The following is a 16903-nucleotide window of genomic DNA, read 5'->3' as shown; positions in this document are numbered from 1 at the left end:
ATGAAATGTATAATCATTGGTGGTTCTCATGCAGGTGTGGCTGCTGCTAGAGCATTAAAAATTTTAGATCCAAGGATAGATGTAACGCTGATTGAGAAAAATCAGACGCTTGCTTTTATTTCTAGTGGAATTAATTTGGTTTCCAAAGGTATTATTCAAAAATTAGAAGAAGCGCATAACTATTCTCCTAAAGAGTTAACGGACTTAGGAGTAAAGGTTCTTCTAAGTACAGAGGTACTGAAAATTGAAAAAAATGAGATCAAGGTAATCTGTACAATGATAAACGATGGTTCGACAATTACCCAAGAACTACCTTACGACTTCTTAATTGCCGCAATTGGGTCGACTCCTGCGATACCCCTCAGCCTTACGAGTGAGAAGAAGGATATATTGACGTATAAAAGTTTTAATGAATCTGCGTTTGCGTTAGACCGCATCAAAAAAGCTAAGAAAATTGCATTGATTGGGCTTGGTTTTGTGGGGATGGAATTTGCAGATACTTGGATGAAAGAAAAAGAATTATTTTTAATTGATCGAAGAGACTATCCACTTGCTGGCTATTTTGATGAAGAATTCATTCGTCCCATACTATCCAATATTCCGAATAATGTTACATTCAATCTGAATACTACTGTAAAGAAAATTGATAAAGATAAAAAGACGGGTACGTACACGCTAACTTTTCATAGTAACGAGAAAATTTCCAATGTCGATTTGATTGTATCTACCAGCAGTTCCTTACCTAATTCGCAGCTACTGGAAGGGCTGGTTGATTTGAATTTTGACCATACTGTTAGTGTAAACGACTATCTTCAAACATCTATAGAAAATATTTATGCAGTAGGGGATTTGCTTGAAAAGCCACTGTTCTCAACCCAACTAGAAATTGGTGGGGTGTTTAAACCACTTGTTTCGCAAGCCCAACGTAGTGGTTTTGTAGCCGCTTATAATATTTATTCCAATAATCAGTTAGCATATCAGTCTTCTAATCGGACAATTGCAACAACATTTGGAGAGTATTACTTGGCAAGTAGTGGAATGACAGAAATAGATACGATTATTTATAAACGAAAATGCGTGTCTGTTACTAAAGAAATCTCCGTTGATGGGGGAGAAATGCTAAAATTACAATTGATGTTTGAAAAAGGAACAAATATTTTATTGGGTGCAGAGCTTTTGACAACATCAAAAATTTTAGTTGAATTAATCAATTTGTTATCTTTGATGATCCAAACAAAAATGAATATATTCGATATCATTCAATCTGATTTCTACTTCCAACCAGAATTTACTTCCTATGCAAGATACCTTCAGCAAATTGCCTTAGAAAGTTTACCAGCCATAGGATAGCTTTCATTATGAATTTCATGCCCACTGACCACAGTGTTCATAATAGTAGGCAAGTTTTGGTGTACATGGAGAAGGAAAACTAATGGATGCGGTAAATGTTCAATTAACTGAGAGAGATGCAACTCTTTCAAGATAAAAGTAGATGAAGGTCAAGCAAGATTCACTCCGAGAATAAGCAGAGATTCACGAAAATTGTTTTTCAGATTTATGTGAATGTGAGCTTATTTTTGAAGGATTGCTCCTCGTACCGTCGATTATTCATTTTAGAGAGAGATCGAGACACGTTTAGGTTTGAGAAATTGGAGAGAAAACGAACAATACGTTTTTTGTATTGCTCGTTTTTTTGAAATTTCCGAAAAACCTGATTTTCGGATTTGTCCCACATTCACGCTCTTCTATTTCTATATTAGCTCCTATTTTTCGTAAGAGAACGTAGATGATTCCCAACAGCAAATTATTTTAGATATATAATAATTAGTGTTTTTTAATCATATATACACCTATTATACGCATATTTTAATGTAAGCGATTACTTAATTCGTTAGAATGAGGTAACTGATATATCAGAGTGTTCTGTTGATTTAGTTAAAAAGAAAATGGAGGGGCAGTATGAGTGATATTATTATAGGTATTTTATTAGTTATTTCGTTTTTCTTTATGGTTTGGTATTGTGTGAAGGGTTACAACTTGATGGTTGGTTTAGCGATCATGGCAACGGTTTGGATGAGTTTGGCGTTAGTAGGTAATTACTTTTCTCCTAACCCAGCAATGGAAGGTCAAGGATTGATCGATGTATTGACACATATCTATGCAACGGGCCCCGCAGAATATGCGAAGTCGATTTTAGTAAATGTATTCTTTGGTGCTTTCTTTGGTCGAGTGTTGGTGGATAGTGGTATAGCAGCTACATTGATCCGAAAAGTAGTGGAACTTGGTGGGGATAAACCACGGATCACGATGAGTTTGCTTTGCATCGTAACTGCTATTATCTTTATGTCTATGACAGGGATCGGACCAGTTATCTCGATTGCAGTAATTGTTTTACCTATCTTGATGTCATTAGGGATTTCGGCTCCGATTGCATTGTTTTCATTCATGGGTTCGATCATGGCAGGGATTTTTGCGAACATTGTGAACTTCAAGCAATATCAAACGATCTACGCTGGATTCAATCCGGCAGCAGAAAGCTATACGTATAACGATTATTTCCAAATCGGAATGATTGGTATGGTTGTAAGTTTGGTTGTTGTTTTAGTCGTAGCTAATATATCAATGAATAAAAAGAAACGTTACGCAATGGCTGCTGAAGTGCAAAGTGATGGCGGTGATGCACCGATGATTTCTTGGTTAGCAGTACTTATCCCAGTTTTAGGTGTCGTGTTATTAGATATTCCAATCATTTTAGGATTTATGATTGCTGGAATCTGGGCATTATTATTTACTGGAAAATTACGTGGAGGATATAAAGAAATCTGCCGTCAATTTGCTAAATTATTTACAGATGGAGCGACAGATGTTGCGCCGATGGTTGGCTTTTTAATGACTTTGGCGATGTTCAATAATTCTGCTGCGTATGCTTCTTCTTATTTCTCAGCAATTTTTGGGGACTTTATTCCAAAAACGCCTTTAGTTTTGGCTATAGCATTTGCTATATTGACACCACTTGGATTTTTCCGTGGGCCTTTAAGTTTAGTGGGTTCTGGTTCAGCCATTCTAGCAGTTGTTTTAGCAGTGAATCCAACAATGCCTGTTGCCTTCTTATTCCCGCTATTTGCAACAACGACGATTGCGCCACAGCATTTAGATATTACGCAATCATGGGTAGCTTGGGGCTTAGGATATACAAAAGTATCTTCAAGAGAGTATATGAAAAAATCAATTCCAACTGGTTGGATAATCGGGGCAATTGTCTGTATGATCACGTTCTTATTGTACGGTAACTTCTAACGGATTGTGATAATAGAAATGAAATGGAGGAATGACGGATGAAACGGTTTGTACGAATGGGGATCGACGTTGGCGGGACACATACAAAAGCGGTAGCAATCGACAATGCCACACATGAAATTATTGGGAAGTCTTCAGTGAAGACGACACATGATCATTTGAATGGGGTGGCAGCAGGAGTGGTGCAGTCTTTTCAAAACTGTTTACAAGAGAATCAAATCAGTCCAGATGATGTGGTTTTCGTGGCTCACTCGACAACGCAAGCAACGAATGCATTGATTGAAGGAGATGTAGCTAAAGTTGGAGTAATCGGCATGTCGAAAGGCGGTCTTGAAGGATTTTTAGCCAAAAGACAAACACGATTGAACGATATTGATCTAGGGAACAAGAAAAAAATCGAAATCGTCAATGCTTTTTTACCAGTAAAACATTTGAATGTGGATCGAGTGGCTGAAACGATCTCTAATTTAGAAAAAGAAAAAGCGGAGGTACTAGTATCTTCGATGGCCTTTGGGGTAGATAATGGTGAGCCAGAACGTGTTGTTTATGAAGCTGCTTCTTGTAAAGCCATTCCAACAACGATGGCATCTGATATCACTAAATTATATGGATTGACTAGAAGAACGAGAACGGCAGCAATCAATGCCTCTATTCTGCCTAAAATGCTGGATACTGCTACTTCTACAGAGAATTCAGTGCGTGAAGCAGGGGTCAACGTTTCTTTGATGATCATGCGTGGTGATGGGGGCGTTATGGAAATCAACGAGATGAAAAAACGCCCAGTATTGACAATGCTTTCTGGACCAGCAGCTTCCGTGATGGGGTCATTGATGTATTTGCGGGCATCCAACGGAGTCTATTTTGAAGTGGGGGGAACGACAACTAATATCGGTGTCATCAAAAATGGCCGTCCGGCAATCGATTATTCGATCGTTGGAGGACATCCAACCTATATTTCTTCATTAGATGTTCGAGTGTTAGGAGTAGCAGGTGGTTCGATGGTTCGCGCCAATCAAGCAGGGATCATTGATGTAGGCCCGCGTTCTGCGCATATCGCAGGTTTGGACTATGCTGTATTTACACCTACAGAAGAAATCAAAGGACCGAAAGTAGTATTCTTTTCACCAAAAGAAGGCGATCCGGCAGACTACGTCAAAGTCGTGATGGAGGATGGTCAAGAAGTAACGATCACGAATACTTGTGCAGCAAATGTATTGGGATTAGTGCAAGAAGAGCATTTTTCTTATGGGAATGTCTCTTCTGCCCGTAAAGCGCTACAAGCTTTAGCAGATTATTGTCAAACTACAGTAGAAGATATTGCGGAACAGATCATGGCAAAATCGTATGCTAAAATCGAACCAGTTATCTTGGAGTTAGCTGAAAAATACCATTTAGAAAAAGATCAGATCTCATTGGTAGGTGTAGGCGGCGGAGCTGCTTCGCTGATTACTTATTTTAGTAATAAAATGGGCGTAAAATATTCGATCCCTGAAAATGCAGAAGTGATTTCGTCGATCGGTGTTGCATTAGCGATGGTACGAGATGTTGTAGAACGGATCATCCCATCTCCAAGTAAAGAAGATATTCGTGCATTGAAGAATGAGGCAATGAATAAAGCAATCGAATCAGGCGCAACACCGGAATCAATTGAGATCCACGTTGAAATTGATCCTCAAACATCAAAAGTCACAGCTATTGCTACGGGTTCGACAGAAGTAAAAGCAACTGATTTAACAAAAGAGATCACGCTGCCAGAAGCGTTGGAGTTAGCTGCTGAAGATATGCGAGTTTCTACAGCGGAAGTCGAGGTAATAGAAAGCACACCGTTCTTTTATGTGGTGGGTGAAAAAAACCGTCCGAAAAATGCCGGAGCGATCCGTATCGTCGACCAAAAGGGATTTATCAAAGTACAGCGAGGGAATGCTGCTTGCTTAAAAACGACTGCTGGCAATTATTTATCTGCGGTAGAAAAACTATGGGAAGAGATGGCAGTTTATCAAACAGAACTGATCGCTCGTCCAGAATTTTATCTTTGTCTGGGGGCAAGGATCTCTGACTTTACTGCAACGGATCTTGAACAGCTGCAATTGTTGATGGATCTGGAAATCTCTACTTTGGAACCAGGGGAAGAAGTGATTGTTGTTGCTGGAAACATCAAGCAAACATAAACTAAATCGATTGCTCAATGAGTTGTTCCCTATCTCAGAGGAAAGTTGGGGGTATTATCAATTCCAAAGAGATATTTTAAGAAAAAAAGTCTCTTTAGAACAACGAAAAGAATTTATTCAACAAGCAATCATGTGTGGGAAACAAACGGCACAGGCATTGCGAAAAAGATATCCCCATAAGAACATCATGGAGCTTTGTGGAATATTAGGTACTAAGGTAGTGCACTGTAAATCAGAAATAACAGCTGAACGTGTAACTTTTGCCACCTATGACAAAGAAGAGGGTATCCGATTGATGTTGGAACCTATCCAACGGTTTGTACAAGAAAGTGAGCATCCAGATCTGACAACGACCAAAATCACTGATTCGATTTTGGCCCATGAATTATTCCATCATATCGAGATGAGTGATCCATTGATCTATACACAACAAACGAAAATCGAACTATGGCATATCTTTTCTTACAAATATTATTCAACGATTCGTTCCCTGAGTGAAATCGCCGCAATGAGTTTTTCACAGGAAATCAATCAGTTTGGTTTTCATCCATATATATTGGAGGTAGCGATGGTTTGGCCGTACGATCCAGAGCGGAGTGAAAAATTATTGGCAGAAGTAAAAGAGATCGAACAAAGAAAAATCGAAGCTTGAAATAATAAAAAGGTAGCTAAACAGGATAGTTCGATTTTGGCTATTAAAAAAGACAGTTACTCTCAAAATTAGCGCTGCTATTTTGGGATCATCTGTCTTTTTTAGTGATTTTTTTGTCTGATAGTATTTGCGAGCTAAAGAGGTGGATGTGAGTTTTTAAGGTTTGATGAACCATCTAAAGGGAAATTCAATTGTTCAATGGAATTGACCGATTCTCCTTCTCACATCTCTTGATCTAATCTTTCTCGAAATAATCTGGGTAAGCCTGTCGTACATATTCCTGTTCTTCAATGATCATATGCATATGCATGCTGCAAAGAAAACTCACTTCATCAAGGTTATGATCGATCATGGATTGAAGGAGTGTTTGGTGCTCATCTAAAACACGACCCCAACCCAGTTCTGTAATACTCAACCGTAACCATCTGAATCGGTCAAGATGTGTACTATAGCTTTCGATCCAATCCCAGATTTCTGATTTTTCAGCAACTTTATAACAGGTACGGTGGAACGCTTTATCTAAATAGAAAAATAATTTTTTATCTTGGGTCATGATTGCTTGGTCTGTTTGTTCCAAAATGTCTTCTAATGTCAGTTGATCCTGTGGGGTCATTTTGGCGCTGCATTCTTGAAGAATAGGATTTTCTAGCTTTTCTCGAGTATAGAGAGCTAAGGATGCAGAACGAATATCGATCTTTGACACGAAGGTTCCAGATTGTGGGATCGTTTTGATCAATTCTTGGTTGCGTAACTGGATCAATGCTTCTCGTATCGGTGTGCGACCGATAGCAAGTTGTTCTTCTAAGACTTTGTCTGAGATTCTGCTTCCAGGTGCTAACTCAGAATAAATGATCTGCTTACGTATTGTTTCGTAAGCCTGTTGTTGTAAGTTTGTGCCAGCCATAAATGCTCCTTTCTACACAATGTTTTACAAGTATTATAACATAAATCGTTTACAGGAGAGCGAAGAGCGAAATAGGTCCAAACAAAAAAAATCCAAACATCAAAGATGGACTGATGTTTGGAACAAGAGACTCGATTTTTTAACAAAATGATCAATCAGGTCGTATCTCATGCAGTTGTTTGACACGGCCGCCGATCTGTTTAGCAAATGCTTCAGAGTCTTTTTTCTCTTTGAAAATCAACAAGTTATCAGGGTTCTTTTCTCGTGTGCGGCAGCCAGTTTTATCAATGTAACCATGCAATACTTTAACAACATACATGATGATCACCTGCTTTTTTCTCTTTATTATACAAATTGTCCTATATAACACAAGAAAAAAGTCTCTGATTTTCTTAAATAAAAGGAAAGTTTTTTGCGTAGAGAGAAATCATTCGTTCGCCAACTGTGCGTAGTCTTTGAATAGGTGATCCAACTGTGTATCAAAACGACTGAGTTTGACTAATCGTTGCGTATCGGCAGTTAAAAAGCAATGTTTGCTCGAGCCAGTAGTTCGCAACTGATTATCTGCTAAACCATAGATTTCATAGGTGAAATCTAAGCGAGTGCCCGTATACTTCGCGATTTTCGGTAAGATACGGACGGTTTCGCCATAGCGGACCATTTCTTTGTATTGGCAAGTGACCTCAAGTACGGGAATGATCAGTCCTAATTCTTCGATTTTTTTATAACTGAACCCTAAATAATCGAGTAATGCCACACGTGATTCTTCTAACCAACGAATGTAATTGCTGTGATGGATGATTCCCATCTGATCAGTTTCATAATAAAAAGGTTCTCGAATATATCCAGTAAACAGTTCCATAAAATAACTCCTTGATCTTAATTTTTTTGACTGAAATGATGCATCCATTGTGGTAAGTGCTGACTGATTTGCGTAGGGAGCACAACGTATTGTGATTTGGCTAATTGATCTCCGATATAGCTGTGAAGATAGACAGCCGCTGCGATTGTCTGGTCATTCTTGGGGAATTGGGCGAGAAAACCAGCAATCGTACCTGCCAAAGTATCCCCCATTCCACCAGTTGCCATTGCAGCAGAACCTACGGTATTTTGATAAATCGTTTCTTGACCATAAATAGTCGTCTGGTGACTTTTTAGTACGACAGTCGTTCCTAGTTCCCGCTGTTTCATGCTATTTTTTTCTTTCGTTTGATCAGCGATCGCTAATGAGGTAAGTCTCTGCCATTCCATTTGATGTGGTGTGAAAACTGTTTGTTTAGGATAAGGAAGTTCTAGCTGTTCCTTTGCAAATAAAGTTAGAGCGGAACCATCCATGATCAGCCATTGTTTTTTAGTTTGATGGGCTAAAATCAACTCAAGCAGATCGAAACTTTCAGGAGTAGTGCCGAGTCCGGGACCAATCAATAAAATATCAGCTGTTTCAAGTACGGAAAGAATCATTTTTTTATCATGCCAATCGACACACATTGCTTCTGGTAAATGGGCATGAAGGGGGGCGTGATTTTTAGGAGCGGTGATGACAGTTGTCAAACCAGCGCCGCTATTGACTGTAGCTAAAGCACTCATGATGATTGCGCCGCCATATTGTTCATTGCCGCCAATCAAAACTGTCCGGCCGTATGTCCCTTTATGTGATTCAGCTGGACGTGGAGTAATGACTTCTTGTACCAAACGTTCATCTATTAACATCGAAATGCCTCCTTTCTTGTATTATAGCGTAGATATTTTTGTTGGAACACTCTTTGGACTAGGAATTGTCAGATTTTTTGAACTATTTTTTTCTTCGATTTATGGTATGATGAACAGGTAGACTTAATGAGTGGAGGATTAACTTTATGACAATCAATTGGCAAAAAGAAGTAGAAGCACGTAAAGAAGACTTGCTTGAAGACTTAAAAAATCTTTTACGTGTCAGCAGTGAACGTGATGATTCAAAAGTAACACCGGATGCACCCTTTGGACCTGGTCCTCGTGATGCGTTGAAACACATGTTAGCATATGGCGAACGTGATGGCTTTGCTGTCAAAAACGTGGATAATTATGCAGGACATATCGATCTTGGTGAAGGTGATGAAACATTAGGGATTTTTGGCCATATGGATGTTGTACCTGCTGGTGACGGTTGGGATACTGATCCTTATGAACCAGTAATCAAAGATGGCAAAATCTTTGCGCGTGGTTCAAGTGATGACAAAGGCCCAAGTATGGCAGCTTATTATGCAATGAAAATCATTAAAGAACTAGATTTGAAATTGTCTAAAAAAGTTCGTTTCGTTATCGGTAGTGATGAAGAAAGCGGCTGGGGCGACATGGCTTATTATTTCCAACATGAAGAAGAACCTGATTTTGGTTTTTCTCCTGATGCTGAGTTCCCAATCATCAATGGTGAAAAAGGAAATGTATCACTTGCTTTGAGATTCCAAGGCGATAACGAAGGTGACTACGTATTGAAATCCTTTGTTTCAGGCTTGCGTGAAAATATGGTCCCTGGTACAGCTACTGCAGCTCTTCAAGTACCAGATGCGGATGCAGCGATTGCGATGGAAGAAGCATTCTATAAATTTACTGAAGCAAATCCAGTTAGTGGTTCGATCGAAGCAGACAATACGTATGTAAAAATCGACTTAATCGGAAAAGGCGCTCATGGAGCAAGTCCTCAAGCAGGAATCAACGCAGGGACATTCTTAGCTCTTTTCCTAGATAACTATGAATTTATTGGTTCAGCAAAACAATTTATCCATGTTGCAGCAGCGTATGTCCATGAAGATTTCTATGGTGAAAAACTTGGCGTGGCATATGAAGATGAAAAAATGGGTAAATTAACAATGAACGCTGGCTTATTTGCCTTTAAAGAAAATGGAACAGAAGATGATAACTTCATCAACATGAACTTCCGTTTCCCACAAGGTGTGACTGTTGACGGTTTAGAAAGTGATATCTTAGCAACAGTCAAAGAAGAAGGAGCTTCAGTTACTCGTGGTGCACGTGTAATGGAACCTCACTATGTACCAATGGATGATCCATTGGTTGCAACATTGTTACAAGTCTATAAAGATCACACGGGTGAAGAAGGGTATGAACAAATCATCGGTGGCGGAACTTATGGACGTCTATTGAAACGTGGTGTTGCTTACGGTGCGATGTTCCCAGGCTACACAGATACAATGCACCAAGCAAATGAATTTATGAGTTTAGACGATCTATTCAGAGCAACGGCTATTTATGCAGATGCTATCTATCGTTTGGCAAAATAATCATTGATTAAAAGCAAAAAGAAACGAACCGTCACGGTTCGTTTCTTTTTTTTGTGCATCAAGTTGATGTCAGTTTATTCGTTTTTTCAAAAGTATGCCAAGTGTTACAAAAAATGTACCAATAGTAGACAAAAGAATTGGTGAACTTGTTTCATTTGTTTTTGGCAAGGATTTTGCAGAGGCGTTTTGTTGTTCGTTGGCTATTTTTGCCGTACTAGTTGCTTGTGGAGCTTCACTTGTTGCTGATTGAGAAAAATCTGTTCCGACATTGTTCAACGTTTCTTTGATCCGTTTGATGCTTGCTTGTAGATCTGTTTTTTTAGAGTCAAAATCAGCCATGACTGCTTTTGCGTCAGTGATTTTTGAATGGATGTCTGCACTAGCTGTTTCGATCTCTGTTTGGGCGTTGTTTATGGAAGAAGCAGCAGACTGCCCGAAAGCATCCAATTCATCTTGGAGTGCTTTTGCTTGTTGGATCTTTGCATCTATATCATTTTTGGCAAGTTCAGCTTTCGCTTTTGCATCTGCTAGATCTTGTTGGATTTGTGCGTGATCTTTATCTGCTTGGTCTTTTAATGCAGATAAGTCTTGCTCGATTTGTTGATGATGTTCAGCTAATCGATTTTTGGCTTCTTCTAAGGCCTGTTCGATTTCTTTTCTACGATTTTCTAAATCCTGTAATGTATCCCTGCTTGAAGAAGTCTCTGTAGCCGAGCTATCGGTTTCTGATACAGTGCTGGAAGTTGTTTCGCTAGTTGACTGACTGTCCGTAGTAGCTGAAGAAGAATCTTCCGCAGTAGTTGTAGTTGTTTCTATAATTTGACTATCAGACGTTGTATCTGCTTGTACTTCTTGTTGAAGGAAAATGCAACTGGAAGTCAATAAGGCTAGTGATACAATAACTATTTTTTTCATAATTTCCCCACTCTCGATACTGTTTACTAACTTATGATTATAGTAAAAAAGACAACAAATAACTATGAACAATCTTAGGAGTTTGTCTAATTATTACCAAATCATGTTAATGTAAAAAAAATTATTTTTAGTATTAAATGCAGAGAATTCCTCTCTTGTGGTCGAAATTTACGAAATTGGTATATAACATTACCGCGTAATGTTTTTACTTTTTTTGCTTTTATTATGCCATTTAAACAGTGTTTTTTATAAATTTAAAAAAATCTGTTCATTTTTATTTTAAAGTGGTATACTCATTTTATTAATTTTTAGATATTTTCTTGAAAGTTTTCAAAAAAGAAATATTTATCAAAGATTATTGCATTTATTTAGATGGATGATTGTTCTAGGAGGAAGAAAATGAAAGCTTATATGCAACGAATGGGACGCTCTCTGATGTTACCAGTTGCCGTTTTACCAGCAGCTTCATTGTTGGTGGGAATTGCAAACTGGATCGTTGGGATGGGTGTCAGTAATGCTGGTACTACATTTTTGATGAATGCAGGATTAGCAATTTTAAATCACTTGGCATTATTATTTGCCGTAGGATTAGCTTTAGGAATGTCTAAAGATAAAGATGGTTCAGCAGCACTTGCAGGATTAGTGGCCTACTTAGTTCCACAAACGGTCTTAGCATCTGCATCTGTGCAAGGACTATTAGGTTTGGAAAAGCTGAGCGATGTGAATCCTGCGTTCAGTACAATGGATAATAATGTATTTATTGGGATCATCGCCGGATTGACTGCAGCAGCGATGTATAACCGATTTAGTCAAGTTAAATTACCGATGGCGTTATCGTTCTTTAGTGGGAAACGATTAGTGCCTATCATGTCAGCATTAGCAATGTTGGTTATATCTGCCATTCTTTTATTCATCTGGCCAAGCGTTTATGATGTATTAGTAGCATTCGGTAAAGGTATCTCACGCTTAGGTTTTGTAGGGGCTGGGTTATATGGATTTTTCAACCGCTTATTGATTCCAACAGGACTTCACCACGCACTGAACTCGGTTTTTTGGTTTGATGTAGCTGGTATCAATGATATCGGGAATTTCTTAGCAGGTCAGCAAGCTTTAGACAGTGGTCAAGCAATCGTTGGTCAAACAGGGATGTATCAAGCGGGCTTTTTCCCAGTCATGATGTTCGGCTTACCGGCTGGAGCATTAGCAATCTATCAATGTGCACGACCAGAAAAGAAAAAGCAAACTGCTTCTTTGATGTTGGCAGCAGCTTTTGCATCATTTTTCACTGGTGTGACTGAGCCATTGGAATTCTCATTTATGTTTGTGGCTTGGCCATTATATGTTTTGCATGCTGTTTTTACTGGTATCTCATTAGCTGTCAGCGCCTTTTTCCATTGGACGGCTGGATTTGCTTTTAGTGCTGGTTTTGTAGATTACTTTTTATCGCTGAAAAATCCTGTAGCAAATCAACCTTTGATGCTTTTAGTCCAAGGAGCTGTATTTGCGGTTATCTATTACTTCGGCTTCCGCTTTGCTATTCAGAAATTCAATCTGATGACACCAGGAAGAGAAGAAACAGCTGGGGAAGAAACACCGGATATTGCCACGGGTGATGATAAATTTGCTGTTTTAGCAACACAGATCTACCAGGCGTTAGGTGGAAAAGAAAATGTACGTGTCATCGATAACTGTACGACGCGTTTGCGCCTTCAAGTCCAAGACACTGACAAAGTCGATCAAGAAAAAATCAAACAGACAGGTGTCCCTGGAGTGAAAGTGATCGATAAAACAAATATCCAAGTAGTCGTAGGTACACAAGTACAATTTGTTGCTGATGAAATGAGTCGTTTGCAACAAGGTGGAGCAAACACAGGCGAATCTGTAGCTAAGCCTATGATCGTAGAAGAAAAAGAAGAAAAAACAAATTTACCTGAAGAGCAGCTAGCTGTATACGCGCCTTCGAAAGGTGAATTGATTCCAATCAGCGAAGTAGCTGATCCTGTATTCTCTGAAAAAATGATGGGAGACGGTTTTGCAGTTTTACCTGAAGCGAATGAAGTATTTGCTCCTATTTCTGGAACGATCTTAAATGTCTTTCCGACAAAACATGCGATCGGTATCCAAACAGATAATGGACTCGAAGTATTACTGCACATGGGGATCAATACGGTCGATCTTAAAGGCGAACCATTTACGCTTTATGTTGAAGAAGGACAACGAATTGCTCGCGGACAATTGATTGCGGTAGTTGATTTAGAAATGCTTGAAAAAGCAGGTAAAAAATCAGACATGATCGTTGTTTTCACAAATGGAGCAGCAGTCAAGGAACTGGCTATTCGCTCAAATGCACTCGTGCAAGCCAATGAAGTGGTTGGACAGGTAAAAGGATAATTTTAAGAAAAAAAGTGCGAATGACGAGCCATTTCTGGCTGTATTCGCACTTTTTTTGTAGTATCAGGCACCATGAGCGTGGGCCAAAAGTAAGAAACACTTTTGTCTCATTCTTTAAAAACGGATAAACGGTGGGAGCAGAAGCAACTCCTTCTTAAATATGCCGAAATTCACAAAAATTTGAAAAGCAATTTTCGCTGATTTCTTCTTATTCTCGGAGTTGAATACTTCTGTTCCAACCTCTTAGTGTCTAGCGGTTTAACTTAACGGCTGTGCCACTGCAAGTAACCATTAGCATTCCATTGTCGCTACCTAATACTTCATAATCCATTTTGACACCGATGATTGCGTCTGCTCCAAGGGATTTTCCACGGGCTTCCATTTCTCGGAGTGCTTCTTCACGAGCAGTCATCAATTCGTCTTCATAACTTTTTGAGCGACCTCCAAAAACATTGCGTAAACCAGCACCTAAGTCTTTCAATACATTGATCCCTGTGATTACTTCACCAAATACGATTCCTTGGTAGGACTCGACTGTTCTATCTTCAACACTGTTCGTTGTTGTAATGATCATTCGATCACTCCTTTCTTTAAAATCAGTATACCAGAATATATGGCAAGAACAGAGAGGAGTGGAAAATAAAAATCAAAAATGTAGTGATAAGTACAGCGCATCATTTCCAAAAAAAGCCGATTGTATTATATACTGGGAATGTAGGAAAAAACGGGGGATTTACAGAAGCTTGTTTTCGAAAAATGAAAGCGGAAACAAATCTACCTGAAGATGAAAGAAGGCGAACGTAAATGAAAAAAAGTATTTTGCTTATTTCCCACAGCCAAAAGGTGACAGATGGTCTGAAAGAAATGATTGAACAAATGCAAAAATCGGAGGATGTCACTATTTTTTCTTTGGGAGGGATCGATGGTCAGATTGGTTCAGATCCAATGAAGATCATCGATGCAGTCGATCAGTCAAAGGATGCAGAAGCGTATCTAGTTTTTGCGGATATCGGCAGTGCGGTACTAAATGCTGAAATGGCCAAAGATATGCTAGATGAGGAAGTGCAAAAAAAATACTACCTTGTTGATGCGCCTCTTGTGGAAGGGGCATTTGCTGGTGCAATTACTGCAGGAGTGACGGATGATCTCACGCAAATCATAGCAGAAGCGAAAAAAGCCGGACAGAAAGGTTGGTCATAAAATGAAAAAAATCATGAATGAAGCGGGAAATATCGTAGAAGAGATGTTGCAAGGAATTGTGAAAAGCTACCCGGAACTGATCCATCGTGTAGCTGATTCCAGAGTAATAGCCAAAAATGAAAAGGTCGAACAAGTGGGGTTAGTTTCTGGTGGTGGAAGTGGCCATGAACCGGCACATGCAGGCTTTGTCGGAAATGGGATGCTAAGTGCTGCTGTTTTGGGGGATGTCTTCACTTCTCCAACGCCAGATCAAGTACAAACAGCCATCAACGAAGCAAATCAGGGAAAAGGCGTTTTGCTGATCGTGAAAAATTATACTGGGGATATTCTAAACTTTGATATGGCCAAAGAAATGGCTGCGATGGATGACATCCAAGTGGAAAGCGTTGTGGTCGACGATGATATTGCGGTAGAAAATAGCACCTATACTGCAGGAAAACGCGGGGTGGCTGGTACGATCCTGGTCCATAAGATTTTAGGAGATGCGGCTAGAAAAGGTCAATCTTTAGCAGAGTTGAAGGAACTAGGGGATCAAGTAGTGCAGGCAATCAAGACGATTGGTGTCGCTCTTCGCGCTGCTACTGTTCCGGAAGTAGGTAAGCCAGGATTTGAATTGGCAGAAGATGAGATCGAATATGGAGTCGGCATTCACGGTGAACCTGGTTATCGCAGAGAAAAATTGCAACCATCCAAAGTATTGGCTAAAGAGTTGGTTACTAAAATCCTAGCTGATTATACGGAAAAACCGAAAGAAGTCGGCGTTTTAGTCAATGGTATGGGTGGCACACCACTAATGGAACAATTTGTTTTCATGAATGATGTTTTAGCTTTGTTAGAAGCAGAAAATATAAATGTGACCTTTCATAAAGTCGGGAATCTAATGACTTCTCTGGATATGCAAGGACTTTCTTTGACGATGATCGATTTGAAGGATAAAGATTGGCGAGAAGCATTGATAAGTGACGTACAAACAATTTCTTGGTAAAGGGTGAATGACAGATGGATGTAACGGTAAAAGAGATACAAGAATGGTTGATGGAATTTACAAAAGAAATCAATGAAAACAAAAGTTATCTTAGTGATCTAGATACGCCGATCGGTGACGGTGACCATGGAAATAATATGGGGCGAGGTGTTTCCGCATTTGAAGACGCCTTTAAGAAAGAGGAACCGACAACAATCAGTGGCACCTTTAAAGTTCTTTCGATGGCAATGATCTCCAAAGTTGGAGGAGCTTCAGGTCCGCTATATGGTTCAGCATTCATGAACATGATGAAAGCGACAAAGGATGTTGACGTCATCAATTCACAAGAGCAATTAGGGAAAATCATCGAAGAAGGTACAAATGGGATACAAGCAAGAGGAAAAGCTGAAGCAGAGGATAAAACAATGCTAGATGTTTGGTTGCCTGTTACGGAAGCATTAAAAAACAATCAGCTAACTGCAGACGTCATCGAAAATGCCAAAGAACATACTAAAAATTTGGTCGCAAAAAAAGGACGTGCTTCTTATTTAGGGGAGCGGGCGATTGGACACATTGATCCAGGAGCAGCTTCTAGTGCAATCTTATTCCAGACATTGCTTGATATGATTCATGGATAGAAAGGGCTATTTATAAACTGTATAAGCCTAACTTTGAACGACAGCATAAAGTGTTGCAAAAGTTAGGCTTTTTATCTGCTTTTATGTGTCTACCTAGAGTTTTTTCTGACAGAGGTATTTACCAAAAGTTAAACGAAGAAAGAATCACTCTTTAGCATGGAAAAAAGAATTTGATCCTGATTAAAATAACGAAATAATCAAAGATGACTTGTGCAAAAAAGAGGTGAGACTACTGCTACTTTTAGCAATGGTCTCACCTCTTTTTTACTGGTTATTGTCAGGTCAAAACGGTTTTTACAACTTTATCTGTGGTATTCAAGAAGCTGTTTTTCTCTGTTCATTCTTATTGTCGGCGGAGCTGAACGGTCTTTTCACAACCTAACACGCGGTGTTCAAAGAGCTGACCTTCAACAATAAGGATGAAAATCTCAAAATATGGAAAGCTATTTCGAGATTTTCATCCTTATTGCTCAGGTCAAAACGCTCCTTTTACAACCTT

The 16903-nt window shown here is 39.2% G+C and carries 15 protein-coding genes; 9 read left to right on the top strand and 6 right to left on the bottom strand.

The window, feature by feature from the left end; all coding sequences use genetic code 11:
* The 4 genes from FGQ66_RS00665 (at position 1) to FGQ66_RS00650 (ending at position 6117) form a co-directional block, all read left to right on the top strand.
* Positions 1 to 1350 (top strand): NAD(P)/FAD-dependent oxidoreductase, encoded by a 1350-nt coding sequence (locus FGQ66_RS00665; protein WP_138301403.1) that lies wholly within the window; start codon positions 1 to 3, stop codon positions 1348 to 1350.
* 609 nt (positions 1351 to 1959) lie between these two features.
* A complete protein-coding gene (locus FGQ66_RS00660) occupies positions 1960 to 3297 on the top strand; it encodes a citrate transporter (protein WP_095443692.1) in 1338 nt (445 codons plus the stop codon).
* 38 nt (positions 3298 to 3335) lie between these two features.
* Entirely contained in the window at positions 3336 to 5465 is a 2130-nt protein-coding gene (locus tag FGQ66_RS00655) for a hydantoinase/oxoprolinase family protein (protein WP_138301402.1), read from the top strand.
* Positions 5434 to 6117, top strand: coding sequence for a hypothetical protein (locus FGQ66_RS00650; protein ID WP_138301401.1), 684 nt, complete (start codon positions 5434 to 5436; stop codon positions 6115 to 6117). The genes FGQ66_RS00655 and FGQ66_RS00650 overlap by 32 nt, the downstream gene beginning before the upstream one ends.
* A gap of 235 nt (positions 6118 to 6352) precedes the next feature.
* On the opposite strand, the gene FGQ66_RS00645 is transcribed toward FGQ66_RS00650, so the two are convergent.
* From FGQ66_RS00645 to FGQ66_RS00635, 4 genes are all read right to left on the bottom strand, one after another.
* Positions 6353 to 7021, bottom strand: a complete 669-nt coding sequence (locus tag FGQ66_RS00645; RefSeq protein WP_005875418.1) for a GntR family transcriptional regulator — start codon at positions 7019 to 7021, stop codon at positions 6353 to 6355.
* A 151-nt stretch (positions 7022 to 7172) separates the two neighbouring features.
* Entirely contained in the window at positions 7173 to 7349 is a 177-nt protein-coding gene (locus FGQ66_RS15040; RefSeq protein ID WP_005875420.1) for a hypothetical protein, read from the bottom strand.
* A 99-nt stretch (positions 7350 to 7448) separates the two neighbouring features.
* On the bottom strand, positions 7449 to 7883 hold the full coding sequence (locus tag FGQ66_RS00640) for an acyl-CoA thioesterase (RefSeq protein WP_138301400.1): 435 nt from the start codon (positions 7881 to 7883) through the stop codon (positions 7449 to 7451).
* 17 nt (positions 7884 to 7900) lie between these two features.
* Positions 7901 to 8731 (bottom strand): NAD(P)H-hydrate dehydratase, encoded by an 831-nt coding sequence (locus FGQ66_RS00635; RefSeq protein WP_138301399.1) that lies wholly within the window; start codon positions 8729 to 8731, stop codon positions 7901 to 7903.
* 146 nt (positions 8732 to 8877) lie between these two features.
* Between FGQ66_RS00635 and pepV the strand changes: the two genes are divergently transcribed.
* The gene (pepV, locus tag FGQ66_RS00630; RefSeq protein ID WP_016177266.1) at positions 8878 to 10296 is read left to right on the top strand and encodes a dipeptidase PepV; all 1419 of its coding nucleotides are present in this window, start codon (positions 8878 to 8880) and stop codon (positions 10294 to 10296) included.
* Positions 10297 to 10365: 69 nt separating this feature from the next.
* Here pepV and FGQ66_RS00625 read toward each other — a convergent pair whose 3' ends face one another.
* Positions 10366 to 11211 (bottom strand): LPXTG cell wall anchor domain-containing protein, encoded by an 846-nt coding sequence (locus FGQ66_RS00625; RefSeq protein WP_138301398.1) that lies wholly within the window; start codon positions 11209 to 11211, stop codon positions 10366 to 10368.
* 399 nt (positions 11212 to 11610) lie between these two features.
* Here FGQ66_RS00625 and nagE point away from each other — a divergent pair, with 399 nt between their 5' ends.
* On the top strand, positions 11611 to 13602 hold the full coding sequence (gene nagE, locus FGQ66_RS00620; RefSeq protein ID WP_138301397.1) for an N-acetylglucosamine-specific PTS transporter subunit IIBC: 1992 nt from the start codon (positions 11611 to 11613) through the stop codon (positions 13600 to 13602).
* Positions 13603 to 13852: 250 nt separating this feature from the next.
* On the opposite strand, the gene FGQ66_RS00615 is transcribed toward nagE, so the two are convergent.
* Positions 13853 to 14176, bottom strand: a complete 324-nt coding sequence (locus FGQ66_RS00615) for a putative heavy metal-binding protein (RefSeq protein ID WP_138301396.1) — start codon at positions 14174 to 14176, stop codon at positions 13853 to 13855.
* A 230-nt stretch (positions 14177 to 14406) separates the two neighbouring features.
* On the opposite strand from FGQ66_RS00615, the gene dhaM reads away from it, so the two are divergent.
* The 3 genes from dhaM to dhaL are packed head-to-tail and all read left to right on the top strand — an operon-like array spanning position 14407 to position 16404.
* Complete coding sequence (gene dhaM / locus FGQ66_RS00610; RefSeq protein WP_005875431.1) at positions 14407 to 14802, top strand: dihydroxyacetone kinase phosphoryl donor subunit DhaM; 396 nt, start codon at positions 14407 to 14409, stop codon at positions 14800 to 14802.
* Between the two features lies 1 nt (position 14803).
* Positions 14804 to 15787: a dihydroxyacetone kinase subunit DhaK gene (dhaK, locus tag FGQ66_RS00605; RefSeq protein WP_081133808.1), complete on the top strand. Its 984-nt coding sequence runs from the start codon at positions 14804 to 14806 to the stop codon at positions 15785 to 15787.
* A gap of 14 nt (positions 15788 to 15801) precedes the next feature.
* The gene (dhaL, locus tag FGQ66_RS00600; protein WP_138301395.1) at positions 15802 to 16404 is read left to right on the top strand and encodes a dihydroxyacetone kinase subunit DhaL; all 603 of its coding nucleotides are present in this window, start codon (positions 15802 to 15804) and stop codon (positions 16402 to 16404) included.
* Positions 16405 to 16903 lie beyond the last annotated feature (499 nt).

Source organism: Enterococcus sp. BSD2780061688st2 D3 (assembly GCF_005844145.1).
GTDB lineage: Bacteria > Bacillota > Bacilli > Lactobacillales > Enterococcaceae > Enterococcus_B > Enterococcus_B durans.
This window is presented reverse-complemented; position numbering and strand designations above follow the sequence as displayed.